This window comes from Stenotrophomonas sp. 107298_Sma (assembly GCF_056480345.1).
On the sequence record NZ_CM151094.1, the window covers coordinates 2,681,563 to 2,707,036 of the forward strand.

Here is a 25,474-nt window from a genome sequence, read left to right on the forward strand (position 1 = left end):
AGGCCTCAATCGTCGCCGGTAACGCGCAGGATCTCTTCCAGCGTGGTCACCCCGCTGTCGACCCAGCGCTGGCCATCCTGCCGCAACGTGCGCATGCCGGCACGCCGTGCCGCCTCGCGCAGCGGGGGCTCACCCTGCCCTTCATGGATCAACGCGCGTACCCGGTCATCGACCACGAACAGTTCGTGGATACCGGTTCGCCCGCGATAGCCGCTGTTGGCGCAGGCCGCGCAGCCCACTGCAAGCCACACGGTACGGCCCTCGTCGTCCACCTCGGCGCGCCGGCACTGCGTGCACAGCCGCCGCACCAGCCGCTGCGCCAGCACGCCGCGCAGCGACGAGGCCAGCAGGAACGGTTCCACGCCCATGTCGGCCAGGCGGGTCACCGCCGAGATCGCGTCGTTGGTGTGCAGGGAGGCCAGTACGCCATGGCCGGTCAGCGACGACTGCACGGCAATCTGCGCGGTCTCGAGATCGCGGATCTCACCGATCATGATGGTGTCCGGATCCTGGCGCAGGATCGCACGCAACGCGGTACCGAAACTCATGCCGATGCGCGCGTTGACCTGGATCTGGCCGATACCAGCGAAGTCGTACTCCACCGGGTCTTCCACGGTGAGGATGTTGCTGGTGCTGCTGTCGAGCTGGCCCAGCGCCGCGTACAGCGAGGTGGTCTTGCCGCTGCCGGTCGGCCCGGTGACCAGCACGATGCCGTGCGGCTGCCGGATCAATCCGGTGAACGTGGCCAGGGTGTCATCGGCCATGCCCAGGCGCTGCAGCTGCAGGCGCCCGGCATCCTTCTCCAGCAGTCGCAGCACGGCGCGCTCGCCATGCCCGGTCGGCACGGTGGAGACGCGGATGTCCAGCGGCCGCCCACCCACGCGGATCGCGATGCGCCCGTCCTGCGGCAGGCGCTTCTCGGCGATATCCAGGTGGGCCATGATCTTGATGCGCGATACCAGCGCCGCGTGCAGTGCGCGCCGCGGCTGCACCATGTCGCGCAGGGTGCCGTCCACCCGGTAGCGCACCACCGAGTGGGTCTCGAACGGCTCGATGTGCAGATCGCTGGCGCCATCGCGTGCGGCCTGTGCCAGCAGCGCGTTGATCATGCGGATCACCGGTGCATCGTCCTGCGCATCCAGCAGATCGGTGACCTCCGGCATGTCCTGCATCAGCCGGTCCAGATCCACTTCACTTTCAGCAGCCCCGACCACGGCAGCGGCATCGCCGCCATCACGGTACTGCTCACCCAACCGCTGCTGCCAGGTCGCAGCATCCAGCGCCTGGAACGGCAGCGGACCATGCCGGCGCCGCAGTTCTGCCACGGCCCACGCCGCAGTTTCGGCGGTGCCCAGCAACACGGGTTCGCCGCTGGCCTCGGACAGCATCACGCCATGGCTGCGCACCCAGGCATACGGCAGCGGTGCGGCGGCGCTCACGGCCCGATCACCAGTTCCGGCGTGTAGCCCAGCCCGCGCAGCTGCTGCAGTGCCGGGTCCAGCGTCGCCGGATCGCGTGGCAATCCCACGCGCAGGCGTTGCCCGCTCTCGCCGGGCGCCGCTTCGGCATAGGCCTGCAGGCCCAGTGCACGCACCTGCGCCACGCCCTGGCTGGCACGCGCCGGGTCCAGCCCCTGTGCGAACTGCACCAGCTGGGCATCGCCCTCACCGGCCGGATACAACGCCGCCAGGCTGGTGTTCTGCAGCGGCTGGCCCTGTCCATCGCGCGCATTGCCCTGGCCGAGCACAGACAGGTCCTGAGGTGGCAGCTGCGGCGCCGACAGCGCCGGCAATGCCCAGCTCTGCACCGGCTGCGCGCCGGCCTGTGCATTGCGCATGTAGTCGTAGCGGTCGCGGGTCAGGCGCTGGCCGGCAGCCGGGTCACGCACCACGTGCGGGCGCAGGAACACCATCAGGTTGGTCTTGGCGCGCTTGCGGGTGTCACTGCGGAACAGTGCGCCCAGCACTGGAATCTTGCCCAGGCCCGGCACCGCATCACGGCCATGACTGACGCTGTCTTCCAGCAGCCCACCGAGCACCATGATCTGGCCATCGTCCAGCAGCACGCTGGTATCCAGGGCGCGTTTGTTGGTGATGATGCCGGCCGTGCTGTTCGCACTCTGCGCGTCGATGCTGCTGACTTCCTGGTAGATGTCCAGCTTTACCGTGCCGCCCTCGGAGATCTGCGGGCGCACCCGCAGCTTCAGGCCCACGTCCTCGCGCACGATGGTCTGGAACGGGTTGTTGCTGCCGCCACCACCGTCGGTCACGTAGCGCCCGCTGACAAACGGTACGGTCTGGCCGACCATGATGCTGGCCGCTTCGTTGTCCAGCGTCATCAGGTTCGGCGTGGACAGGATGTTGGCACCGCCCTTGCTCTGCAGCGCGTTGGCCAGCGCCTTCATGTTGAGGATCTGACCGACGCCGGGCAGGTTGATGGTGCCGTCGATCACGCCGATCTTCAGGCCGTCCTTGGGCAGCACGTCCAGAGTGGTGCGCGCGGCGGTGTTCAGGCCGCTGCCGCCGGTTGTACCACCGAAATGGGTGCCGCCGAAGGTGCGGCCATTACCCAACATCCACTGCACGCCCAGCTCGGCCGCGTCGGTCTGGTTGACTTCCACGATCAGGCTTTCCACCAGCACCTGTGCACGGCGCTGGTCGAGCTGGTCGATCACCCGCCGCAGGTTGCGGTACACCGGCTCGGGCGCCGAGATCAGCAGCGTGTTGGTCGCCACGTCGGCCTGCACCGAGATGCCGTTCTGGCTGAAACCGGTACTGCCAGCGTCGATTGGATCACGGCGATTCGGATCCAGCCGTTGTGATTCCAGTGCATTGCCACCGGTCTTGGCCTGCTGTGGCTGCGATGGCTGCGCCGGCGTGGCGCGGTTGGCGTCGCCGGGCAGCGGCGTGACGCCTTCGTTGCTGCCCATTGCCGGTGCATCGCTCTGCCCGGCCACCACACCGCGCAGCACACCGGCCAGCTGGTTGGCCTGGGCATTGCGCAGGTAGACCACATGCAGATTGCCGGACTCGTCCTGCGCCTTGTCCAGCTTCTCCACCAGCTGCCGCGCCAGGCGGGTACGGCCGGGGCTGCTGGAGCGCAGCAGCACGCTGTTGCTGCGCGGGTCGGCCATCACCACCACCTTCTGGCTGGGTTCGGCACCCTGCGCATCCAGCAGCGGCGCGACCATCGCCGCCACGTCGACAGCGATGCCCTGCTGCAGCTTGACCACGTCGGTGTCCATGCCTGCCGGTGTGTCCACGCTGGAAATCACCCGCGCGATGCGTTCCAGGTTGTCGGCGTAGTCGGTGATCACCAGGGTGTTGTTGCCCGGGTTGGCAGTGATCGGATTGTCCGGGCTGATCATCGGCCGCAGCACCGCTACCAGCGCGGCGGCATTCTCGTAGCGCAGCGCGAAGGTGCGCGTGGCCACCTCGCCGCCGGCCCCGCCGGCGCCCACACGGCCACCGAGCAGCTTGGCGTCGGCCTGCGGCACCACCCGGCTGACACCGCCGTTCTCGACCACAGCAAAGCCACGCATGCGCAGTGCGCCCAGCAGCAACTGGTACGCCTGGGTACGGCTGACCGGGCCATCAGAGACCACGGTCATCTTGCCGGTCACCCGCGGGTCGACCAGGAACTGGCGACCGGTGAAGCGCGCCGCCATGCGCAGTACACCACCGATATCGGTCTCCACCAGATTCAACTGCACCGGCTCATCCCGGGCGTCCTGCGCCAGCACCGGCGCCGGAACGTGGGCCATGCCCACCACCAGGGCCAGCGCGGTGCTGCAGGCAAGGCTGTGCATCACCCTCATGGATGGTCACCCACGGTGGGTACCATCACGATGTCTCCGGAAATCCGTGCCGCCGGCATGTTCGCGTCCCCTGTGCGTGTCAATTGCAGCTGCTGCAGTTCGATGGCCGGATCGGCCAGCACGGGCAGCAGCCAGTTCCACAGCGCGTCAGCGGGCACCGCCTGCACCTGCAGGTGCCAGCGCCCGTCGCGTGCGTCGATATGCAGTCCGTCGGCAAGGCCGGCGGTCTTGATCTGTCCGCGCAGCCCAGCCAGCGTCGGCTGATGCCCCTGCGCCAGTTGCTGGCGTTCGCGGGCATGCAGCAGCGGCGCCAATACGCGCGCCTGCGCCTGCAGCCGTGGCAGTTCGGCCTGCCAATGCGTGCGCTGCTTCAGCAGTGGCTCCAGCCACAACATCCACAGACCCGCCGCCAGCAGCGCCACCACCATCACCCACAGCATCAGCCGGTCGCGCGGCGGCAGGCGCTGCCAGCGCTGCTGCAGGCCGGCCAGACCTTCGCCCAGGCGCAGCGTCCTGGCAGTCACTGCCCGCCCCCGCTCACGCGCAGGCGTCCGCCCGCGTCCCGCACCAGTTGCAGACCCTGCGCCTGTACGGCCTGCTGCCATTGCTCCAGCCGTTGTGCGTCATCGGCCAATATCCGTGCGTTGTCATCCAGCTCCAGTTCCAGCTGGCCCGGCGTGTAACGCAGACCACGCACCTGACCACCCAGCTCGGGCACTGCCTGCAGAGTGGTGGCAACCTGCCGCTGCACCGGTGGCAACGGCGGCGCCGGCAACGGCACCGCCAGCGCGCGCCGCGCCTGTAGTACCGGGTCCACCACATCGGTGATCTCCGGGAAGCGCGCACTGAACTGCCGCGCCATGTCCTGCTGCAGCGCCTCGCCCTCGCTGCGCCAGCGCGAGACCTGCAGCTGCAGGCCCAGCGCCGCCAGCACCAGCGCCGCCACTGCCAGGCCGATTGCCAACCGCGGTGCCTGCCTGCTGCGACCCGGCAGTGGCAACGACCACGCTGGCAGGGGGCCGCACGCCTGCAGTTCATGTGCGACCACGGTTGCCGGCAGACTCTCCGGCCACGCCGACGGCACGCTGTCGATCCATTGCACGGCCTGCACCCCGGATTGCTGCAGGCGCGCCGCGAGCGACTGCAGCACCGCCCCCACGTCGCGCCCACCGCACCACTGCACAAAGCCACGATCGCGCCCGCTGCGCACCAGCAGGTGCTCGCCGCAGGCCTGCAGCGTGGCCTGGGCCTCCTTCCACGGCAGCAGCAGCGGCGTCGGATACAGCGCCTGCAGCTGCAGGCCGCACGACGCCAGCAGATGCTGCGCCTGCATGATCGCCTGCTGCCCGAGCCAGGCCACCGGCACGCTGCCATCGGCCGCCTGGGCACCATGCGCCAGCGCGACCTCCTGCAGGTCATCCAGCAGCATCGCCTCCACTTCACCCTGCAGCGCGGCCTGCAGCCTGCGGCCCGACAGCGGCGGCAGCTGCAGCTCCAGCAGGATCAGATCCTGCGGGTCGAGGCAGGCCAGCACCCCTGCCTGCGGATGACGCTGACCCAGCACGGCCAATGCGTCGCGGCCCTTGGCCAGCACCACACCCTTGTGCAACTGCGCCCACTCAACCGCACTGTCGGCACGCAGGCGTTCCAGCGCCGGCAGGCGCACCCTCAGCTGCACGCTCATGCACCGATCCTCGTCCACACACGCTGCACGCGCACACTGTCGTCGCGGTACTCGCGCCAGATCAGCGCGCGGAAGTCGACCACACTGCCATCGGCCTGCACCTGGCCGACGGCGAGGAACCACTCGCTATGGATGCCAAGCGGTACCACCGCCATCTGCGCGTTGCTCAGTTGAAGCCGATTGGCGATGTCGCCGCGGTTGAGCAGCCAATGGCCACCATCGCGCTCACCGAGCAGCGCCTGCAGGCGCCCGGGCTCGACACTGGGTACGACCGCCTGCAGGACGCTGAGATCGCTGGTGTTGGCGTTGACCAGGGTCTGCGCAGGCAGCACCACGGTGCGCCGTGCCAACGCCTGCACGGCCATTGGATCGGAACCCGCGAAGGCCTGCTCGATCAGTGATTCACGCGGCAGCGGGGCCTGCGCCTGGACATCGCCATCGCGCAGGCGCGCCTGGATGTGGTCCGCCGCCGACGCACAGACACCCTGCCCCAGGCCCTGTCCGGAGCACAACGCGATGAACGCGCGCCGCGCTTCCGGGTCCGGCTTGCCGTAGGCCAGCAGGTTGCGCAGGTTGAACATGGACTGCGCATCGACCAGCTGCAGCTGCACTGGCAACGGCGCCTGCAGCTGCAATGGCCGCGCCCAGCGCCCGTTGCGGACCGTGGTCAACTGTTCCCGCACGTCCTCACGCAGCTGCTGCGCGGCACGCTCCAGCGTGGCATCCACGGCAATGCGCACCTGGGCGCGCAGCTGGTCGCCACGCAGCGCGCGCAGCTGCGCCGACTGCCGGGTCAGCAGCGCGGTAGCGATCACGGCCACCAACGCCACCACCAGCATCGCCACGATCACCGCCATGCCACGCTGGCGGGCGCACGAAACCGAACACTTCCGGGCTGCCATCGGCGCGCCTCAGAGCTGCCAGGAACCGACGTCCGCGTTCCCGGCGTCACCGCCGGGCTTGCTGTCCGCACCCAGCGAGAACACATCGATGTCGCCATGGGTGCCGGGAATCTGGTACTGGTACGGGTGACCCCACGGATCATTCGGCAGCCGGTCCAGGTACGGCGTGACCGGCATCGTGCCGCTGCCCTGCGGTGGCTTCACCAGTGCCTGCAGGCCCTGCTCGGCACTGGGGTAGCGGCCATTGTCCAGCTTGAACAGCTTCAAGGCCTGCATCAGCGCGGCGATATCCTGGCGCGCCGCAACCACGCGCGCCTGGTCCGGGCGATCCATCAAACGCGGCACGATCAATGCGGCAAGGATGCCGATGATCACTACCACCACCATGATCTCGATCAGGCTGAAACCCTGCTGCCGAGCCCTGCGACCACCCACCTGCCTTGCCATTGTTCCGCCCTCATCATCCTGGAAGAGACCGCTGCGCCATGGTCAGCGGTGCATGTGTCAGTACGATAAACATCCGCCTGCTATTCGCTGCGGCTGTGCCTGCAGCGGTGCAGCACGTACTGCTGGCGCACACGCCGCTTCAAGCAACGGAGATGGAAGGCTGCCCAGCGTGCCGTCGATACAGGCCCGCAGCAGTGGATGTGCGCAGGCCTGCAACAGGCGTACGCACTGCATCGGCGACCAGGCCGTGCCGTGGTCGAGGCCGATGAACTGCCGGTAGGCCTGGTGGTAGCGCAGGTCGTCGTACACGCGCTGCGCGCTGTTCAGGCCGCGCATCACCACCAGCAATGCCGCGCGTTGCAGCACGCGTACATCACCGGCCTCAAGCGGCAGCAGCGCCGCCGCACATTCGGGCCAGGGCCGCAGTTGCGGGTCGAGCGCCCTGCGCAATGCCAGCAGCGGATGCGACGAACTGTCCAGTGCAGCCCAGCGCGCGGCGTCGGCCCAGGCGTCGCTGGACAGCACCCAGACCCATGAATGCCCGTAGCGCTGCACGTTCAATGGTGCATGCCGCGCCTGTTCCAGCGACTGGCTCAGGTGGCGATCCAGTTCCAGCATGTTGATCCTGCGACTGTCTGCCATCAGCGCCGCCTGTGCTCCGCGACGCGTGGTGCGTCGTACTCTGGAGAAGACGTCGACAAGGCAGGTGAAGCGACAACGCGAATGCATCTCTGTGCACTGGGTGGCGCTTCATCCGCAGCGTCACAGCAACGTCATCCGCCTGCAGGTTTCGCCGTCCAGCCGTGGTGCGTCGCCACCGCATCGCCGCGCCAGCACCGCCACGTCGCTGCGCTGCGCGAACGCTGCCAGCACATCGGTCATGCCTGCGTCATCCAGCCATGACGCCATCGCGACACGCAGCGCTGGCAGCTGCCAGCCGTCCATCACGCCATGGCCGCCGGCCACGAACCAGTGCCACAGGCGCTGCTGCTGAACCTGCTCGTGCAGCTGCGGAAGATCATCGATGCCATGCATGTGCGCCAGCAGCAGCGCACGGGCGATCGCCGCCGGCGGCAACACGCCACTTTCGGGCAACGGCACAGCCTGCTGTTGCAGGCGCAGCAGCATCGCCAACGGGTGGGACTGCGGATCGAACTCCAGCAGCACTGCTTGTTGTTGCCAGTGCGCATCGGACACCACGCACACCCAGGGCGATCCATAGCGATGCACCATCAACGGCCGCCGCTGCGTGGTTTCCAGCAACGCCGACAGGTTGCGACGCAGATCCAGCACACCGATGGTCTCGTTGCGCATCCTTGGCTTCTCCTTGCTTGCAACAGCCCCGCGCGACACGCACGGGCAGCGTCTTCATCTAACCAAGGACGGCAATGCCACCCGGAAAGCGACGCAGATCCAGTGACATCGTCAGTCGCAGCTGCTCCAGCGCTGCATCGGGATCATCGATGCGGAAGCGGCCGCTGACCGGCGCGCGGGCCAATGCCGATTCGCCCAGCATTACCTTGCCACGGCGATAGCGGTTGATCTCGTCCACCACCTCGCGCAGCGGCGCGCGGCGGAACACCAGCATGCCTTCGGTCCAGGCGCTCACGTCCGAGGCCACGGCCTCGGCCACCACGCCACTGAGGCGCTCGTCGTACTGGGTCTGCTGGCCCGCCTGCAGCTGCAGCCGGCCCTGCGGATGCTCGATGCGGGCGCTGCCATGCAGGCAGGTCACCCGCACCTGGCCATGGGTGTTGCGTACGTCGAGGCGCACCGCACCTTCATCAGCGATCACGCAGCCCGGTCCAGCGAACAATGCAAGGCGCAGGCCAGGCTGGGTTTCGATCGCGGCCTGGCCCTGTACGAGCTCGAAGCCTTCGCCCTGCGCATCCGCACGGCGGCGCAGGCTGCTCTGGGTGTCCAGCTCGATCTTCAGCTGTGGCGAAGGCGTGATCTGCAGCCGCTCACCGGTGCCGGTATGGAAGTCGGCCGCCATCGACGTCACCGATGGCCACAGCCCCAGCGGTGGGCGGATCGCCGCCACCACTACCAGACTGGCCGGGGCGGCAATCGCTGCACCGAGGAAGGCACGACGGCTCCAGCGCTGCGCCGGACTCGCGGCAATTGGCTGGCGCGCAGCGGCGGGCAGCTGCTCGCCGGCCAGGCGCACCTGCTCCCATTGCCGGCGCGCACGGCCGAATGCTTCACGATGGAGAGGATCGGCCTCGCACCACGCCCGGAACCTGCGCCCGTCGGCGGCAGTGGCTTCGCCCGAGGTCAGGCGCACCACCCACGCGTGGGCCTGACGCTCGACGGCATCCAGCGGGCGTTGCGGGCGATCGTCAGGATCCATGGGGGCTCATGCCGGACCCGCACGCTGCGGGGTTCTGCTCGGCGTCAAAGTGTAGACGGATGCCGCCGCTCAGAACCGCACCTGGCGCCCCTGCCCGCTGCGATCGGCCAGGTAGTCCTGTGCCGCCTTCAGTTCACGCTGCACCAGCCGCAGCGACACGCCGAGGTGATCGGCCACATCACGCTGCTGCAGGCCATCAACGCGGATCGCCAGCAGGATGCGACGGCGGCGCTCGGGCATGCGCTGCAGCAGGCCAACCATGTCCTCCAGCGCGAACTCGAGCTCGGCGGCCTGTGCCGGGCCCGGGCCTGGGTCGGCCATGTCCATCAGCGTATCCACTTCTTCCAGGCTCAGCAGGCGATGATCGGCCCGCTGGCGATCAATCACCGTGTTCATCGCCATGCGCAACAGGTAGGCCGCCGGGTTCTGCACCGCATCCAACCGGTCACGACGAGCACTTAGACGCATCCAGGTGTCCTGCAGCGCGTCACCGGCCAGTTCTTCCGAGCCGAGCTTGCGCACCAGACGGCGCTTCAGCTCGTCGTAGGCCCCCAGAAGGTGGTCCATCAGGTCTACTGCCCCAGCCGTACCGTTGCTCATGTTCGAATCCTTGAAGTCATGGAAGGGGCGAGCGCCGGCCACAGTCGTGGTCGGTACCGGAAGGTCGGATCTGCAGCGTTACCGGCTGCGGCAGCGCAGCGGCCTCGGCCGCTAGCACCAGGCCCTGCAACGCCTGCAACAGGCGTGCATCGCGGCGGGCGCTGCCACTGCCTGAGAGCAGCTCGGGCGCATGCACCTGGCCTTCGCTGTCGACGTGGAAGCGCAGCGTCGCGGCATAGCGGCCGGGCGCGATCTCGGGGTCGTCACAGAACGCCGCACGCAGGCGCTGCTGCAGCCCACCGTAGCGACGCCGACGCTCGGCCTCGGGAAGGCCGGTGCCAACACCTGGTTCGGCGACCGAGGGCGTGCCCCGGCGCAGCACCACGCGCTGCTCGCCGATCATCTCGGCCTCGATGCCGGTGTCCTGCAGCAGCGCCTGCAACGCGGGGAGTGGCGGCAGGTTGGCCCTCAGCGCGTGGCTGCTGCGCCCGGCGGCAAGGTCACCCGGGTACATCACCGACCACCCACTGATGACACTGAAGCGTTCGACCGCCTGTTCCAGCGGCTGCGCAGGGATGTCGTAGGCATGAACACCGTCGTGCCCGGCAGCGGCAAAGGACAGCAGCAGCCATGCGGCGATGGCCACCTTCCAAGTTCTGACCGCATGGTGTCCATTCAGCCCCCTGACGTAGAACACATGACCCTCGGCAGCGACAGCAGCTGCAGTGGACGCGCGCCACGACCGGAACCCCGGCCCGCGCGCGACCAGCAAGCGGGCTCAAACCGTACCGGTGCCAGATGTCATTGCGATGACTGCTGCCTCCGACCAACGTCGGGCCGGGCTCCAAGAAGCCAGTCACGCATCAGGCATCAATGAATTGAACAGACATTTTCATCTGCTTCATCTGCTCCTGGGGTCAGAGCCCGTTGCGCAGCAACGGGATCCGACCCCGAAAGATCGCGGGGAACTGTCGAAGGCGGGGTGGGTCCGGTTGCAGGGGTGTCCGCGGCATGGATGCCGCGGCCAAGCCCCCATGGGTGAGGGCGCTTTGCTTGCGAAGCACTGCTTCGCAAGCGCCCGAACGCCCAGCCGCCAGCGGTTGGGCCGGCCTGGGGGTTTACGGCGTCCCCTGCAACCGGACCCGCCCCGCCATCCCACGGAATACACGCTGTTGCTTCGGCTGTTGCTTCTGAGGTTGCCGGCCAGCGACCGGCACTACCGCGGGTGCCGGGTGCAACCCGGCCGGGAACCACCCATTCCTCAAAGCGGCAGCTGGGTGGTCTGCTTGATCCGCTGCATCGGAATCTCGGTCTTGGTGTTCTGCACCCCGGCAATCCGGTTCAGGTGCTGCATCTGGAACTGCCGGTAGGCATCAAGATCGGCCACCGCCACCCGCAGCAGGAAGTCGCAGTCACCCGCCATCAGATGGCATTCAAGCACTTCCGGGAAAGACTTGATGCTGTTGATGAAGTGATTGGTGGTGTCCTCGTCCTGTCCGCGCAGCCACACCCGCACGAACACCGTAAAACCACGGCCCACCTTGGCCTCGTTCAACAAGGCCACGTAGCGGTCGATGTAGCCGCCCTCCTCCAGCAATCGCACCCGGCGCAGGCAGGCCGAGGGCGAAAGGCCCACCTGCCGTGCCAGCTCCAGGTTCTGCAGGCGGCCGTCACGCTGCAGGGCGTCGAGGATGCGGCGATCGAGGTTGTCGAGCTGGTACTGCATTGGATTTCACCTTTGGCGACCTTGGCCGCATGGAATCTCAATATTCCCGAATCGGATGGCATCAACGCAACCCGATTTCGCGATTGGGCCGCTAGCATGGGCCACCCCCACCTCGTTGTGCCGTTCCATGGACGCCCGTACCACCCTCCCCCTGCCCGACACCTGCGATACCGCGCCGCGTGCCGAATTCCTGCGCGGCCTTCGCGCTGCCGTGCCGGTGATGATCGGCTTCATTCCGTTCGCCCTGGTGCTCGGCGCCCAGGCCGCACAGAAGGGCCTGAGCGCACTGGAAGTGCCGCTGATGACCGGCCTCAACTTCGCCGGTGGCTCGGAATTCGCCGCCGTCGAACTGTGGAGCTCGCCGCCGCACATCGCGCTGATCGTGGCGATCACCGCGCTGGTCAACAGCCGCCACCTGCTGATGGGCGCCAGCCTGGCCCCGTTGCTGCAGCACCTGCCGCGCCGCCGCGTGCTGCCGGCCCTGTTCTTCATGTGCGACGAAAGCTGGGCGATGGGCGTGGCCGACGCCCGCCGCCGTGCGCTCGGCTTCAGCCTTTCCTACTACCTGGGCGTCTCGGCCGGCCTGTACACGGTCTGGGTGGCCTGTACGGCACTCGGCGCGATCGTCGGCCCGATGCTGGGCGACATCCACGCTTATGGTTTCGACATGGCCTTCCCCGCCGTGTTCCTGGTGCTGCTGCGCGGCATGTGGCAGGGCATGAAAGCGGCGCGTCCGTGGCTGGTCAGCCTGGTGGTGGCCGCGGCCACCTACCTGCTGATCCCGGGCGCATGGTACGTGGCCAGCGGCGCATTGGCCGGCCTGGCGGCAGCCTGGCTGCTGGCGGAGGACGCGGCATGATCTTCAACGGACTGATCCACTGGACCTCGGTGCTGACCATCGTGCTGATGGCCGCTGCCACCTACCTGACCCGCATCGTCGGCTTCCTCGCGCTGCGCAACCGCACACTGAGCAAGCGCGCGGTGACGGTGATGGAAGCCGCGCCGGGCTGCGTGCTGATCTCAGTGATCGCCCCGGACTTCGTCGCCGACAAGCCCGCCGATCTTGCCGCGCTGGCGATCACCCTGCTGGCCGCCACGCGGTTGTCGATGCTGCCGACGGTGCTGATCGGCGTGGTCTCGGCGGGTGTGCTGCGCTATCTGATGGGCTGACGCAGAAGCGCCTCCACCACGTGGTGCGGCTGGAGACACAAGTGTCGCCATTGGCACGACCTGTGCATTTGTCTGGCGCGTCAAATGTGGCTCCGAACCAACTACTGGAGGTATTTGAAACAATTCTGATTGCCTGATCGAGCCTGAGCCGATACGGATTGACTGCCGAAACAGCAGGTTGAGCTGATCGGTCAATCGAAGTCCAACATGGAGGATACCAATGAGCAATCTACGAATTATCGTGGCAGCTGTCGGTATCACCCTCACCTCTACTGGCTGCGGGCCAATGGAGTGGCAGTTGAGCGCATCGTGCGAAGAAACCAAGAAGTGCCGGATGGAAGGCAGGATTGGAGGCAAGATCGGCGGAGGCGAACGCGACGGCCTACCTTGGTTCGAGCGGATTCTGCTGGCGTCGACATCAGAAGTACCAGACGCCGCGCAGTTCGAAATCGACGTCTCGGGTTCATCCGTAGCCTTCCCGGCCAATGGGTCTGTAACCCTGCTGCTGTTTGATGGCCGGCAAGGAGCCACCATCGCCGCCAAGCAGTTCCAATGGCATCGAACAGGAACCATCCTCCGGCTTGTCGATCCGGATGGAGTGAACGCATGGGCCGCAGCTTCGTCCGGTCCTGCGACCGAGTTGAGGTACGACCTCGCAACATTCGATGTAAGTGCAGCCCCTGGACCAAACACCATCGCGGCGGCCTCACGATACGGCGGAGCCACCAAGGCGGCCTCAGTCTCGGACTTTCAAGTCTGTACGAAGTATCCATCGCCGTATCAATGCGGGCTGACCCCCTGATGCAGCGCCGTCAGTCCAGGCGTGCCCAACCGGGCCTCCCCCTCGGGCTCGATGCTGGGCTGGCGGCAATCCTTCTGGCCACAAGTGCGTGCCAATCCATCCAGCTGCCTCCCCGAAACCTGGTCAGTACCGATGGAGGGTATGCCACCCTGCTGCGAGGCCCTTCCTCACATCTGAAGATCAGCACAGTGTCGATGCTTCCCGGCCCGGAAAGCTCGGAGTTCCCCAATCGGTCCATCGAGTGCGGGTGGTCATCCGTCGCAACTCGAGTTCTCTGGGCAGATCGAGCGCTTTCGGCCATGCAGGCGTCACGGCTCTGCGAGGCCGCCGCACGATCCGCTGGACTGCCGCTCCAGGCCAACGGGCAGGAACGGACGCCTATGCGCTATCAGTTGACGATCGTAAGTGACGGAGGCGGCATCTGGCGACAGCTGCCGGGACCAGAGCCGCCGGGCCAGATGGTCAGCTTCTGGTTTCCCTCCGGTCCCGACACCGACTCGCTGCGCAGGCGCGTGATCGCCACCACCGCCCATGAGTTCCAGCATATCGCCACCGCATTGGCAGGACAGCATCGGCGCGGTGGGCAGCGGGAGCCAGACGCCTATCTGGCAGGCGCATGCGCCCAGCTGATGATCGAAGGCGCCGTTGCACGTGCGGATCTGCCTGGCGGACACGATCCGCGAGCTGATCCGTTTCTGCCATCGGCAGCCAGGCGCTCCGCGCATGCAGGCAGTACGACCGGGGGAGCGCTGCTGCAGTTCTTCGGTGACGCGGACACCTTGCACATTAATGAGGGAGGCCGCCACCTGATGCGGCATTGCCACGAGACGATCGGCTTTCCCCTGCAGCAGTGAACGCTCCCTGCGACACCCGGTCGCAGGCCATCCCGCCACCCGCTTGATCAATGTCAATCCGCCCGCTGCCGCGCGGGCTTATTTCTATGCAGGAACCCAATACGCCGGCGTCACCGGCATCCAAAGGACCTGCGATGAGCTACACCCCCGACAACGCCCAGCTGCTGAATGCCATGCAGAACGTCATGGTGATCTCCACCACCGACCTGCAGGGCAACATCAACTACGCCAACGACCTGTTCTGCACGCTCACCGGGTTCGCGCGCGAGGAACTTATCGGCCAGCCGCACAGCATCGTGCGCCATCCTGATGTGCCCAAGGCGGTCTACAAGGACATGTGGGACACCATCAAAGCCGGCAAAACCTGGACCGGCATCGTGCCCAACCTTGGCAAGGGTGGCGTGCTCTACGTGGTCGACACCACCGTGCAGCCGCTGTTCGACGCCGACGGCAACATCACCTCGTACATCAGCATCCGCCGCGTGGTGAACGACCTGATGCAGAACTACGACCTGGTCGAGTTCAGCAAGGAAAAGTTCGACGACTTCTACGAGGCCGCGTGAACGCTCTCCCGACCAGTACGCCCTTCAGCCGCCTGCTGGTGGGTTTCGCGTCCGAGTCGGGCAATGCCCGCGCCCTGGCCCAGCGCCTGGGCGCGGACCTGCAGCCGCACGCGCCGCAGGTGCTCCCGTTCAACGATATCGACGTGGCCAGCCTCGGCCACGGCGATGTGCTGCTGGCGATCTCCAGCTCGTTCGGTGACGGCGAACCGCCGGCCAACGGCGAGCAGTTCTTCGAAACGCTGCGCCAGACCCCGACGCTGAGCGGCCTGCGCTATGCGGTGTTCGGCCTCGGCGACACCGGCTACCCCAGCTTCTGCGGCTTCACCAAGGCGCTGGATGCCGCGCTGAGCGATCGCCAGGCGCAGCCGCTGCTGCACCGCGTGGATGCCGACCTGGGCTACGAACAGTTCTTCCAGCAATGGCAGCCAGTGCTGGGCCAGGTGCTGGATGGCGACGTGAACGCTGGCCAGGACCTGCGCCTGCAGGTCACCGCCTATGGCGAAGATAACGCCTTTGCCACCCCGATTCTCGAACGCCGCCGCTTGAACAGCAGCGACCCGGCTGCCTGGCACCTGCAACTGGGCATTGCCGGCAGTGGCATGGCCTACCGCGCCGGCGACACCCTGCACGTGGTTCCCGAGAACGACCCTGCCCTGCTGCAGGCATTGGCCACCTGGTACGGCGACACCGCCGCCGTGGCCGCGCTGCATGATCGGGAGCTGCGCCTGCTGAGCAAGGGCGTGCTGCGCGAACTGGCCAAGCTCGGTGGCAGCGACGTACTGAAGGGCCTGTTGAAGGTCAGCCAGAAGCGCGAGCTGGAAGCCTACCTGCACGGCCTGGACCTGCTGGACGTACTGCAGGACCACGCCACCCCGGACAGCATTCCGCTGGCCCGCCTTCGCGAACTGCTGTCACCACGCCTGCCGCGTGCCTATTCGATCGCATCGCACCCCTGCGACGACCAGCTGAGCCTGTGCGTGCGCGAAGTGCGCTACACCCTGCGCGGTCGCGAGCGCTTCGGCACTGCCACCGGCAGTCTGCTGCACGGCGGCGACCATGCCCGTGTGTACTGCCGTTCCAACCCTGGCTTCCACCTGCCCGATACCGGCGAGGCACCGCTGCTGCTGGTCGGCACCGGCACCGGCATCGCACCGTTGATGGGCCTGATGCAGGAGCTGCAGGCCGGTGCCTGCGAACGCGAAGTGCACCTGGTGTTCGGCGAGAAGCACAGCCAGCACGATTACCTGTACCGCGAACAGCTGCAGGACTGGCACGCGCGCGGTGTGCTGGCCGGCCTGCATACCGCGTTCTCGCGCGATGGCGCCGAAAAGGTCTATGTGCAGCATGTGCTGCAGCAGCGCGCCGACGAAGTGCGCGATGTGCTGGCCCGTGGCGGGCATCTGTACCTGTGCGGCAACAAGAGCCACCTGGAAGGTGCGGTGCGCGAGGCCATCGATGCGATCGGTGGCGAGGGGCACTGGGACACGCTGCGGGGCGAAGGCCGCACGCACTGTGAGTTGTATTGATCCACAACCACTGGACTGCATGGACCTCGGCTCGATAGAGCCGGCCGCTGGCCGGCTGCTCCGGATTCCATGCTTGCCGGTCAGCGGCCGGCACTACCATCAGATGTAGCCAACCATCGCCAGTGCGTCCATCACGGGTCAATCGCCGACGATACGGCCGTCCACCACGCGCGCTACCTGCTGGCCGAACATGGCCACATCCTGGGGATCGTGGCTGATCAGCAGCAGCGGAATGCCGGTTTTGTCCAGTACCGTCTCAAGTTCCTGCCGCAGGTGCTGGCGAAGATCATGGTCCAGCGCGGAGAACGGCTCATCGAGCAGCAGTGCCTGCGGCTGCGTCACCAAGGCGCGTGCAAGCGCGGTACGCTGGCGCTGTCCACCGGATACCTGCGAGGGCAGCAGATCGCCCACCGTATCGATGCGGAATGCGTGCAACCACTGCTCCACCGCATCGAAGCGCTGGCCAGTCCGCGGATTCAACCACCCCTTCTGCAATCCGAACGCCACGTTCTGGCGCACGCTCAGGTGCGGGAACAACGCGTAATCCTGGAAGACATAACCCAACCGGCGGCGCTGCGGCGGCAGATCCACGCCGGTGGCCGCATCGAACAGGGTCTGTCCCTGCAGGCGCACATGGCCCTGCCCCGGCCGCAGCAGCCCGGCCACCGCCTTCAGGGTCAGGCTCTTGCCGGCGCCCGAGGGGCCGAACAGCACCACCTGCCGCTGCGTGCACTGCAGCGATACGTCCAACACGAAATCCTGGCCGGCCGCCTGCAGACGGCGCCGCACCTGCAGGTCAAGCCACATCACGCAACTCCCGGCGCCCCCCGCCCACCAGCCGTGCGGCCAGCAGCAGGATCACGATGCAGACCACCGAGGTCAGGATCACCAGCACATTGGCCTTGCCATCCTGCCCAGCCTGCACCGCCTCGTAGATGGCGATCGACAGCGTCTGCGTGCGGCCCGGAATGCTGCCGGCCACCATCAGCGTGGCGCCGAACTCACCCATCGCGCGCGCGAATGCCAGCAGCAGGCCGGCGAGGATGCCACGCCAGGCCAGTGGCAGCGTGATGCGGAAGAACACCGCCGCTTCGGATACCCCGAGCGTGCGCGCGGCCTGCTCCAGTTGTCCGTCCACTTCCTCGAACGCCGCACGTGCCGGCTTGAACACCAGCGGCAGCGAGGCCACTGCGGCGGCGATCACTGCAGCCTGCCAGGTGAACACCAGGTTGATGCCGAACCACGACTGCAGCCATGCACCGATTGGCCCATTACGGCCGATCAGCACCAGCAGGTAGTAACCCAGCACGGTCGGCGGCAGCACCATCGGCAGGGTCAACACCGAATCAAGAAGCTCGCGACCGGGAAAGCGCCGACGCGCCAGCAGCGCGCCCAGACCAACGCCCAGCACCAGATTGATCGCGGTGGCCCAGCCGGCCACCTTCAGCGACAACCCGAGCGCGCTCCAGTCGAGATCCATGCCTCAGGGCTTGCCGAACCCGTGCCTGGCCAGGATCGCCTGGCCCTGCGTCGAACGAACGAAGGTGGCGAATCGTTTGGCCTCGGCCGGCTGCGCGCTGGCCCTGGTCACCGCCAGCGGATAGGCGATGCGCCCCGCCACCGGCACCGCGAAGGCACGGCGCACCCGGTCAGGCATCGCCTGCGCATCGGTGGCATAGACGAAGCCGGCATCCACTTCACCGCGCGCCACGTAGTCCAGCGACTGGCGTACGTTCTGCGTGGTGATGGTCTTGCCCTGAACCGACGGCCACAGGCCCGCCGCCTCCAGCGCGCCCTTGGCATAGCGCCCGACCGGCACACTGTCCGGGTTGCCCAGTGCGATGCGTTGCACGGCGGCACCGGCCAGGTCCTTGAGGGTGCGCGGCGCCGCCTTGGCCTGCGGTGGCACCACCACCCAAAGCGCGTTCACCGCGAACACCTGGCGGGTCCCGGCGGCGAGCAGACCCTGCTGCTGCGCCTGGTCCATCGTGGTTTCATCGGCCGAGGCGAATACATCCACCGGTGCACCGCGGCTGATCTGCTGCAGCAGTACGCCAGACGCAGCGAAGTTGAAATCGACCTTGGTGCCCGGGTTCGCCTTCTCGTAGGCCGCGCCTAGTTCACGGAAGCTCTCGGTCAGGCTCGACGCCGCCGACACCGTCAGGTCGGCCGCCCAGGCCGGTACTGCAGCCAGCATTCCCAGCAACAACAGCCCCGTTCGCTTCATGGTCGGCCCCTTGGTTGTCTGATCAGTCCAGTCCGGATTCCCGGGTCAAGGCCAGTTCCGCCAGCCGCTCGGGTTGCAGCAACAGCATCTCACGTTGGTTCACCGCAATCACACCCTCGTCGCTCAACCGGCGCAGCACCCGGCTCACCGTCTCCGGCGCCATCCGCAGGTAGTTGGCGATCTCGGTACGGGCCATGCTCAGATTGAAACGGGTGGCGGAGAATCCGCGCCGTGCATAGCGCTCGGAAAGATCCAGCAGGAACGCCGCCATGCGCTCCTCGGTGCGATGGTTGGCGGCCAGCGTCGCGACCTTGCCGATCTCGGCACTGAGCAGGCTGAACAGCCGCGCCTGCAACCCCGGCATGCGGGTGGCCAGCAGGCTCAATCGCGGGAAGGAGATGCGGCACAGATAGACCGTGTCCAGCGCCACTGCATTGCAGGGAAAGCGCGCACCATGGATGGCATTGAGCCCGATCACTTCACCGGGCAGGCTGAAGCCCAGCACCTGCTCGTTGCCCTGGCTGTCATCGACAAAGGTCTTGACCATGCCGGCACGCACTGCTGCGATCGAGTCGAACGGATCGCCGGCACGGAACAGGTAGTCACCGGCCTGGAACGGTCCCACGTGATCGACCAGCACATGCAGCTCGCCCAGCGCGGTCTTGTCGTAGCCCTGCGAGATGCAGGCATCGGAGAACGCGCAGGTGCTGCAGAAATGCAGCGCATCACCGTCATCGGCCGCCGCAGGATTGGGCGTGGCCGGTCGCGGCGGAGAGGGAGCAGAAGGATTCAGGGGCATTGCGGCGACGCAGGAACGAAGGCGTCCATCATACGACAGCGTGCCAGCCGGCCCTGCGCAACCGGCGCCTACTCCGACGCAGGCTCCGAACGCCGCTGCGGGCCACGCTGGCGCATGCTGTCGCGCACGTCCACGTCGAACTGCAGCTGCAACATGCTTTCGTCGTCCAATGCGATACCGAAGCCCAGGCCATCACGGCAGGGCAGCCGCCCCGCCAATGCTGCAACCGCTTCGCGTGGCAATACCAACCGGCAGAACGTGCCGCCATCAAGCAGCACGGCCTGATCACCGGCGTGCAGAGAAAGCGCTACGCCCCAGCCACCGCTACCGCCAAACCGGGTCAGGTTCTCCACCGACTCACCGGCCAGCAGTCGCGCCAGCTCTTCTTCATCCACGCGCAGGCGCATCGATTGCTGTTGCAGCTGGACCTTCATGGTGTGATGGACTCCCACTCCGACGGGGTGTTGCAATTGAGCAGCAACGCCTGATCCCCTGGCGCCAGTGGCAACCGGGTCACGCCCAGGCGTTCCTGCAGAGAGCGCAGCGAACGACGCGCCGTCGGATCTTCAATCAGCTCCTGCAGCGCGCGGCGGCAATGATCATCGATCTGCAACCGCATCGGCAATGGTTCGTCGGCAAACACCGCGCAAGCGGTGTCTTCTGCCAGGCACAGCCGCTGCAGCAGTGCGGCGTTCAATCGTGGCGTGTCCACCGGCACCACCCATGCCGGCCCGTCAGGCATCTGCATCGCGACACTGTAGAGCCCGCCCAGTGGGCCGCATTGGGGCACACGATCAGGGATGCCGCCGAAGGCCGGATAGTTGCCGCTGACCCAGACCTCACGCGCGCCGACCTGCTTCAACAGGCCCTGCATGTGTTCCAGCAGGGTGCTGCCCTGCCAGGGCAGCAACGCCTTGTCGCGCCCCATCCGGCTGGACAGGCCACCGGCCAGCACGATGCCGTTGATGGTTCCATTCATGGTAGAGCCACGCCATGCGTGGCTGCAGCGGACTCAATGGTGGTGGTCGTGCGCATGGTCATGGGCATGTGCGGGCTCGCTCTCCGCATGGCAGAGGCTGCAACCCTCGCTCCACTCGCTGTCGCCGTCCTCATAATGCTCCTGCTTCCAGATCGGGCACTGGTGCTTCACCACCTCGATCAACTGGCGGCAGGCACGGAACGCTTCGTCTCTGTGCGGGCTGCCCGCCGCCACCACCACCGCCACATCGCCGATACCCAGGCGGCCCTTGGCGTGGGCCACATACAGCTTCAGCTTCGGACCAAACGTGGCCTCGACCTCGGCAGCCAAGCGCGTGAACTCGTTCAGCACCAACGGTTCGAACAGGTCGTAGGTGATCCCGTTCACCGGCCGACCGATATTGACATCACGCACCTTGCCGATGAACACATCGATGCCACCGAACCCCGGATCGGACACCGCCGCGATGCCCTCGGCCGGATCGATCGCCGCCTGCGCGCGGTCCACCACCTTGGCGATGATCTTCTCGCTCATCGCTCAGCCCCCGCTCACCGGCGGCAGGATCGCCACCCGGCCATCGTCGGGCAGCGCCTCGTGGTCACGCAGCACGCGTTGCTGGTCGGCAAATGCCGAGTAGTCCAGCAGGCCCGCGCGGAAACCTGGCCAGCGCAGCGGCAGCAGCTCGCGCAGCGCCTGGCGCAGGTCGGCCACGGTGCCACCGGCCACCTCCACCGCGATCTCGCGGCTGGCATCCAGATCGGAAAACGCGCCAAACAACTGCAGATTCACCTGTTTCATCATGACTCCTGGCTCGCCAGCTGCACCGGGTCATGGTGACCCCAGCCCTGTACCCGCACCGGCGTGCCAGCGGTGGCCAGGTCGCCCTCGGCCTCCAGCACCACCCAGGCGTTGGCCTGCAGCATGGACATCAAACGGAACGACTCCTGCCCGGACAGCACGCGCGCACTCAGGCGCCCCTGACCGTCCACTTCCACCCGCGCCCGCGCGTGGAAGCGCAGGCCCGGCGGCTTGCGCACGTCGGCCCGCAGTGGCAGCTGCAACACGGCTTCCGGTGCCAGTCCCAGCAGGCGGCGCAGCACCGGCTCCACGAAGAAGCGCTGGCCCACGGCGGCCGAGACCGGGTTGCCAGGCAGGCCGAAATACAGCGCGCCATTGGGCAGCACCGCGAACAGCAGCGGCTTGCCCGGGCGGATCGCCACCTTGTGGAAGACGATGCGCGCACCACGGCCACGCAGTGCATCGGGAACGAAATCGTAGCGGCCGGCCGACACCGCGCCGGTGCTGATCAGCAGCTGCGCGCCGGCAGCCAGCGCATCATCCAGCACCGCATTGAACGCGGCCACGTCATCGCCCACGGTGCCCTGCCAGACCACTTCGGCACCGGCGGCCTGCAGGCGACCCACCAGATACGGCCGGTTGCTGTCACGGATCTGGCCGGATTCCAGCGTCTGCGCCGCCTCGGTCACCAGCTCCTTGCCGGTGGCGATCACCGCCGCCTTCGGCCGCGCCACCACCGCCACCTGGCCCACGCCGATGGCATGCAGCAGGGTGCGCGCATTGATGTCCAGCACCTGCCCGGCCTGCAGCACACGTTCCCCGTCGCTCACATCCTGGCCGCGCAGGCGCACGTTCTGGCCCGGCTTCACCGTGCCCTTCAAGGCGATGCGGGTCGGGCGTCCATCCTCGCTGGCGAGGATGTCCACGTTCTCGACCGGCACCACCGTATCCAGCCCAACCGGCATGCGCGCACCGGTCATGATTTCCCAGGCACCCTCGCCGCCTTCGGCGCCAGCATCGCCGGCCGCCTGCCAACCCTGCACCGCGAATTCGGTACCGGCTTCGAACGTCGCGCCGTTGGCACGCAGCGAGAAGCCGTCCATTGCCGAATTGTCGAACGGCGGCAGCGACTGCCCACTGATGATGTCACTGGCCAGGGTGCGTCCGCCGGCCTCATGCAGCGGCAGGTGCTCGGCCGACAGCGGCGTGGCCGCGTCCAGCAGGTGCTGCAAGCCCTCGCTGTAGGTAATCATGCGTGACCACCACCATCGACCATGGCCAGGGCGTGACCCAGGACCGGCGCCAGAATATCCAGACACTGCGCCGCTGCCTTCGGGCTGCCCGGCAGTGCGAACACCAGCATGCCGCCCAGCTGCACTACTTCGGCGCGGCTCAGCCAGGCCATCGGCGTGTGCTGTGCGCTCAGTGCCCGCACCATCTGCGCCAGGCCATGCACCGGCCGCGCGTTCAAGGAACGCAGCGCCTCCGGGGTCAGGTCACGCGGGCCCAACCCGGTACCACCGGTGCACAGGCACAGGCGCACGCCTTCGGCAGCCAAGGCCTGCAGGCGGCCCGCCAACGGCTCGATGCCATCGGGCAACACCTCGGCGGCCACGACCTCACCGCCCAGCTTTTTCACGCCGGCAACCAGGGTCGGGCCAGAGATATTTTCGTAGGTGCCGTCGCTGGCGCGATCGCTCAGCGTGATCACCGCGCAGGCCGCGCCCTCCAGGCCCTTCGGCGCACGCGGCTTGAAGCGCGCGCGCTCGGCATCATCCATGCCGTCCGGGTGCAGCCACACGCCGCGCTTGCCACCTTCCTTGAACAGCAGGCGGATGCCTTCGATGCGCAGCGCGGGTTCCACCGGCTTGCTCAGGTCGTACAGGGTCAGCAGCGCCGCGTTGACGCCAGCCAGTGCCTCCATCTCCACGCCGGTGCGCGCCTCGCTGGCGCACTCGCACCACACGCGAATCGCCTGCCGCTCCGGCACCGGCGCGCAGAACACCTGCACCAGTTCCAGCGGCAGCGGGTGGCACAGCGGCATCAGCATCGAGGCCATCTTGGCGCCCTGCAGGCCGGCAATCTCGGCCATCACCAGCGCATCGCCCTTGGGCAGGCGGCGCTCGACGATCAGCGGATAGGCCACCGGCCCGGCATGCAGCTCGCCCACCGCCACCGCGCGGCGGCGGGTGATGCGCTTGTCGCGGACATCGGCCATATGGAAGGCCGCATTCAATTCCCCACTCATCGTGTTGCTCATCCTCCGATGGAGGCCAGGTGCGGGGTCAGCCCGGTCTGGCCCTGGTGCAGTCCATGCCCGGCCGCTTTCAGGCCAAGCTGTGTGGTGATGCGTGCCAGCAGGGCGTCGTGGTCATCGTCGCTCTGCAGCAGCGGGCGCAGCGGCACGCCGAACTCGCCGAACAGGCACAGCCGCAGGTCGCCCTTGGCGGTCACCCGCAGGCGGTTGCAGCCCTTGCAGAAGTCACGCGAATACGGGGCGATGATGCCGATGCTGCCGCGATGGTCGGGGTGACCGAACTCACGCGCCGGGCCGGCATCGGCCGCGCGCGGACGCTCGTGCCAGCCAGCGGCGAGCAGCTGCTCGATCACCACGTCGGCGCGCAGGTGGTGGCGCTGGAAATAGGCTTCGTTGTCGCCGGTGCGCATCAGTTCGATGAAGCGCACGCTGAAGGGACGGTCGCGCAGGTAATCCATCCACTGCGGCAGCTCGTCGTCATTCAAGCCGCGCAGCAGCACCGCGTTGAGCTTGATCGCCGGCAGGCCCAACGCCTGCGCCAGGGCCAGGCCCTGTTCGATCTCCGGCAGGCGGTCATGCCCGGTGATGGTCCTGAAGCGTTCGCGCTGCAGGCTGTCCATGCTCACGTTCAGCGCGGTCAGGCCGGCCCGGTGCCAACCCGGCAGGCGACGCGGCAGCAGCGTGCCGTTGGTGGTGATGGCCACCTTGCGGATGCCCGGTACCGCCGCCACGGTGGCGATGATCTCGTCCAGGTCCTTGCGCAGGCTGGGTTCGCCACCAGTCAGGCGGATCTTGCTCATGCCCAGCGCGGCGAACGCGCGCACCAGGCGCGCGATTTCATCCACCTGCAGGAAGCGCGGGCGGCCATCGGCCTGGTAGCCGTCGGGCAGGCAGTAACTGCAACGGAAGTTGCAGGCTTCAGTCAACGACAGGCGCAGGTACGGAAAGCTGCGTCCGAAACCGTCGGTGAGTTGGCTCATGGCTGTTCCACCTCCTGATACCACCCTGCAGCCTTCCCCCTGAACGGGTTGTCGACCCCAGAGCGCAGAGTGCGCTGGGGCGGTGAAAGCGTCAACCCGGGAAGTGCCCAACCTGAATTGGCACCACCTGTCGTAATAGACCCTCCCTGCCCCTCGCGTTCACGGTGACGAACTCGACACCTGTCGCAGATTGCACGGTGCGGGCGGATCACCACGCCAGCCAGCGCTGGCAGTGCTTAACAGCGTGGGAGAATGCCGAAAGCGTCTCCAATCGAGTGATGTTTGCAACTCTTCTGATTGGCATTGCACAGCGCCAGGGGCTCAGATGGCGTGCCACCGGAAAAGGGTGGCCGGGCTTCGAACACCCGAGTTGATGTTGATGTATGCGCTTGCCAGCCGGCGCCACCTTACCGTGGCGCCGGCTGGCAATCCGTCTGCCGGCTATGGCGGGCGGTGCGTGGGGGCTTTCGGGCCCGCCGGACTGACATCAACCCGGTGTTCGAACCACGTACCGTCCGCCACTTTTTTGGGTGGCGGCTACCGATTGCCCTGTACGGAGCCTTGCCATGAACGAATCGGACTTCTCGCACTTGCACGCCTACCGCAGCACCGCCCACGACGACGGTTCGCCACAGACTGCGCCCGCAGTGGACAGGAACACCTTCATTGCCAACCTCAACCGTATCGGCTCCGGTGCGGCGGCTGACGGGCAACCCTGGCCGGAGCGTCACCAGCTGCCCGGGCGCTGCCTGGCCCTGGCCGATGCCGATTGTGCGTTGAATGGATTGCGGGTGGTGCTGGAAATGCTGCTGGCGGCCGAACGCACCCGCCAGAACGGCGAACCGGAAGAGTACGTGGGCGACCGGGTGATGGAGGGGTTGGTACTGGCCAGCCAGTCGTTGTGCACGCAGGCGGTGGGGCGGCTGCAGGTGGACGTGTGACGTCGTGCGACGCGCCGGTCGACGGGCAGAAGTGTCAGGCTGCCTCGTC

Annotated in this window: 30 protein-coding genes; 7 read left to right on the top strand and 23 right to left on the bottom strand. The window is 67.3% G+C overall.

Going from position 1 to position 25,474, the window contains the following annotated elements; translation table 11 throughout:
* Positions 1-5: 5 nt before the first annotated feature.
* From gspE to ACZK2G_RS12650, 12 genes are all read right to left on the bottom strand, one after another.
* Complete coding sequence (gene gspE, locus ACZK2G_RS12595) at positions 6-1,439, bottom strand: type II secretion system ATPase GspE (protein ID WP_136637913.1); 1,434 nt, start codon at positions 1,437-1,439, stop codon at positions 6-8.
* Positions 1,436-3,817: a type II secretion system secretin GspD gene (gene gspD / locus ACZK2G_RS12600; protein WP_478473493.1), complete on the bottom strand. Its 2,382-nt coding sequence runs from the start codon at positions 3,815-3,817 to the stop codon at positions 1,436-1,438. Before gspD ends, gspE begins: the two co-directional genes overlap by 4 nt.
* Complete coding sequence (gene gspM / locus ACZK2G_RS12605; RefSeq protein ID WP_136637911.1) at positions 3,814-4,341, bottom strand: type II secretion system protein M; 528 nt, start codon at positions 4,339-4,341, stop codon at positions 3,814-3,816. Before gspM ends, gspD begins: the two co-directional genes overlap by 4 nt.
* A complete protein-coding gene (gspL, locus tag ACZK2G_RS12610; protein ID WP_136637910.1) occupies positions 4,338-5,501 on the bottom strand; it encodes a type II secretion system protein GspL in 1,164 nt (387 codons plus the stop codon). The genes gspM and gspL overlap by 4 nt, the downstream gene beginning before the upstream one ends.
* The gene (gspK, locus tag ACZK2G_RS12615) at positions 5,498-6,403 is read right to left on the bottom strand and encodes a type II secretion system minor pseudopilin GspK (RefSeq protein ID WP_337302774.1); all 906 of its coding nucleotides are present in this window, start codon (positions 6,401-6,403) and stop codon (positions 5,498-5,500) included. The genes gspL and gspK overlap by 4 nt, the downstream gene beginning before the upstream one ends.
* 9 nt (positions 6,404-6,412) lie before the next feature.
* On the bottom strand, positions 6,413-6,850 hold the full coding sequence (gene gspG, locus ACZK2G_RS12620) for a type II secretion system major pseudopilin GspG (protein WP_006370834.1): 438 nt from the start codon (positions 6,848-6,850) through the stop codon (positions 6,413-6,415).
* A gap of 57 nt (positions 6,851-6,907) precedes the next feature.
* Positions 6,908-7,492 (bottom strand): hypothetical protein, encoded by a 585-nt coding sequence (locus ACZK2G_RS12625; RefSeq protein ID WP_136637907.1) that lies wholly within the window; start codon positions 7,490-7,492, stop codon positions 6,908-6,910.
* A gap of 120 nt (positions 7,493-7,612) precedes the next feature.
* Positions 7,613-8,164 carry a hypothetical protein gene (locus ACZK2G_RS12630; RefSeq protein WP_295381342.1) on the bottom strand — a complete coding sequence of 184 codons (552 nt, stop codon included), beginning with the start codon at positions 8,162-8,164 and terminating at the stop codon, positions 7,613-7,615.
* A gap of 58 nt (positions 8,165-8,222) precedes the next feature.
* Entirely contained in the window at positions 8,223-9,203 is a 981-nt protein-coding gene (locus ACZK2G_RS12635) for a FecR family protein (RefSeq protein ID WP_337302773.1), read from the bottom strand.
* Positions 9,204-9,272: 69 nt separating this feature from the next.
* On the bottom strand, positions 9,273-9,803 hold the full coding sequence (locus tag ACZK2G_RS12640; protein ID WP_478473497.1) for an RNA polymerase sigma factor: 531 nt from the start codon (positions 9,801-9,803) through the stop codon (positions 9,273-9,275).
* A 16-nt stretch (positions 9,804-9,819) separates the two neighbouring features.
* Positions 9,820-10,500, bottom strand: coding sequence for an STN domain-containing protein (locus ACZK2G_RS12645; protein WP_136637904.1), 681 nt, complete (start codon positions 10,498-10,500; stop codon positions 9,820-9,822).
* A 564-nt stretch (positions 10,501-11,064) separates the two neighbouring features.
* Positions 11,065-11,529: an Lrp/AsnC family transcriptional regulator gene (locus ACZK2G_RS12650; protein WP_005409896.1), complete on the bottom strand. Its 465-nt coding sequence runs from the start codon at positions 11,527-11,529 to the stop codon at positions 11,065-11,067.
* Between the two features lie 127 nt (positions 11,530-11,656).
* Between ACZK2G_RS12650 and ACZK2G_RS12655 the strand changes: the two genes are divergently transcribed.
* The 6 genes from ACZK2G_RS12655 to ACZK2G_RS12680 all read left to right on the top strand — a co-directional run bounded on the left by ACZK2G_RS12655 (position 11,657) and on the right by ACZK2G_RS12680 (position 16,444).
* A complete protein-coding gene (locus ACZK2G_RS12655; RefSeq protein WP_136637903.1) occupies positions 11,657-12,388 on the top strand; it encodes an AzlC family ABC transporter permease in 732 nt (243 codons plus the stop codon).
* Positions 12,385-12,699: an AzlD family protein gene (locus ACZK2G_RS12660; protein ID WP_005409898.1), complete on the top strand. Its 315-nt coding sequence runs from the start codon at positions 12,385-12,387 to the stop codon at positions 12,697-12,699. Before ACZK2G_RS12655 ends, ACZK2G_RS12660 begins: the two co-directional genes overlap by 4 nt.
* A gap of 220 nt (positions 12,700-12,919) precedes the next feature.
* A complete protein-coding gene (locus ACZK2G_RS12665) occupies positions 12,920-13,501 on the top strand; it encodes a hypothetical protein (RefSeq protein ID WP_478473500.1) in 582 nt (193 codons plus the stop codon).
* 380 nt (positions 13,502-13,881) lie between these two features.
* Entirely contained in the window at positions 13,882-14,355 is a 474-nt protein-coding gene (locus tag ACZK2G_RS12670; protein WP_253077768.1) for a hypothetical protein, read from the top strand.
* A 134-nt stretch (positions 14,356-14,489) separates the two neighbouring features.
* Complete coding sequence (locus tag ACZK2G_RS12675; RefSeq protein ID WP_478473501.1) at positions 14,490-14,918, top strand: PAS domain-containing protein; 429 nt, start codon at positions 14,490-14,492, stop codon at positions 14,916-14,918.
* The gene (locus ACZK2G_RS12680) at positions 14,915-16,444 is read left to right on the top strand and encodes a diflavin oxidoreductase (protein WP_478473503.1); all 1,530 of its coding nucleotides are present in this window, start codon (positions 14,915-14,917) and stop codon (positions 16,442-16,444) included. The genes ACZK2G_RS12675 and ACZK2G_RS12680 overlap by 4 nt, the downstream gene beginning before the upstream one ends.
* Positions 16,445-16,582: 138 nt before the next feature.
* On the opposite strand, the gene ACZK2G_RS12685 is transcribed toward ACZK2G_RS12680, so the two are convergent.
* From ACZK2G_RS12685 to moaA, 11 genes are all read right to left on the bottom strand, one after another.
* Positions 16,583-17,251: a sulfate/molybdate ABC transporter ATP-binding protein gene (locus tag ACZK2G_RS12685; protein ID WP_046986198.1), complete on the bottom strand. Its 669-nt coding sequence runs from the start codon at positions 17,249-17,251 to the stop codon at positions 16,583-16,585.
* A complete protein-coding gene (gene modB, locus ACZK2G_RS12690) occupies positions 17,241-17,924 on the bottom strand; it encodes a molybdate ABC transporter permease subunit (RefSeq protein ID WP_253077772.1) in 684 nt (227 codons plus the stop codon). The genes ACZK2G_RS12685 and modB overlap by 11 nt, the downstream gene beginning before the upstream one ends.
* A 3-nt stretch (positions 17,925-17,927) precedes the next feature.
* Positions 17,928-18,671, bottom strand: coding sequence for a molybdate ABC transporter substrate-binding protein (modA, locus tag ACZK2G_RS12695; protein ID WP_478473504.1), 744 nt, complete (start codon positions 18,669-18,671; stop codon positions 17,928-17,930).
* 22 nt (positions 18,672-18,693) lie between these two features.
* A complete protein-coding gene (locus ACZK2G_RS12700) occupies positions 18,694-19,470 on the bottom strand; it encodes a helix-turn-helix domain-containing protein (protein WP_428708757.1) in 777 nt (258 codons plus the stop codon).
* Positions 19,471-19,538: 68 nt separating this feature from the next.
* Positions 19,539-19,904: a hypothetical protein gene (locus tag ACZK2G_RS12705; RefSeq protein ID WP_428708755.1), complete on the bottom strand. Its 366-nt coding sequence runs from the start codon at positions 19,902-19,904 to the stop codon at positions 19,539-19,541.
* Positions 19,901-20,449: a molybdenum cofactor guanylyltransferase gene (gene mobA, locus ACZK2G_RS12710; protein WP_478473506.1), complete on the bottom strand. Its 549-nt coding sequence runs from the start codon at positions 20,447-20,449 to the stop codon at positions 19,901-19,903. The genes ACZK2G_RS12705 and mobA overlap by 4 nt, the downstream gene beginning before the upstream one ends.
* A gap of 33 nt (positions 20,450-20,482) precedes the next feature.
* Positions 20,483-20,983 carry a molybdenum cofactor biosynthesis protein MoaE gene (locus tag ACZK2G_RS12715; protein ID WP_478473507.1) on the bottom strand — a complete coding sequence of 167 codons (501 nt, stop codon included), beginning with the start codon at positions 20,981-20,983 and terminating at the stop codon, positions 20,483-20,485.
* 3 nt (positions 20,984-20,986) lie between these two features.
* Positions 20,987-21,247, bottom strand: a complete 261-nt coding sequence (locus ACZK2G_RS12720; protein WP_005416856.1) for a MoaD/ThiS family protein — start codon at positions 21,245-21,247, stop codon at positions 20,987-20,989.
* A complete protein-coding gene (locus tag ACZK2G_RS12725) occupies positions 21,247-22,500 on the bottom strand; it encodes a molybdopterin molybdotransferase MoeA (protein ID WP_478473508.1) in 1,254 nt (417 codons plus the stop codon). Before ACZK2G_RS12725 ends, ACZK2G_RS12720 begins: the two co-directional genes overlap by 1 nt.
* Complete coding sequence (gene moaCB, locus ACZK2G_RS12730; protein ID WP_046986189.1) at positions 22,497-23,495, bottom strand: bifunctional molybdenum cofactor biosynthesis protein MoaC/MoaB; 999 nt, start codon at positions 23,493-23,495, stop codon at positions 22,497-22,499. Before moaCB ends, ACZK2G_RS12725 begins: the two co-directional genes overlap by 4 nt.
* A gap of 8 nt (positions 23,496-23,503) precedes the next feature.
* Entirely contained in the window at positions 23,504-24,484 is a 981-nt protein-coding gene (moaA, locus tag ACZK2G_RS12735) for a GTP 3',8-cyclase MoaA (protein WP_008265266.1), read from the bottom strand.
* A gap of 566 nt (positions 24,485-25,050) precedes the next feature.
* Here moaA and ACZK2G_RS12740 point away from each other — a divergent pair.
* A complete protein-coding gene (locus ACZK2G_RS12740; RefSeq protein WP_478473510.1) occupies positions 25,051-25,425 on the top strand; it encodes a hypothetical protein in 375 nt (124 codons plus the stop codon).
* Positions 25,426-25,474 lie beyond the last annotated feature (49 nt).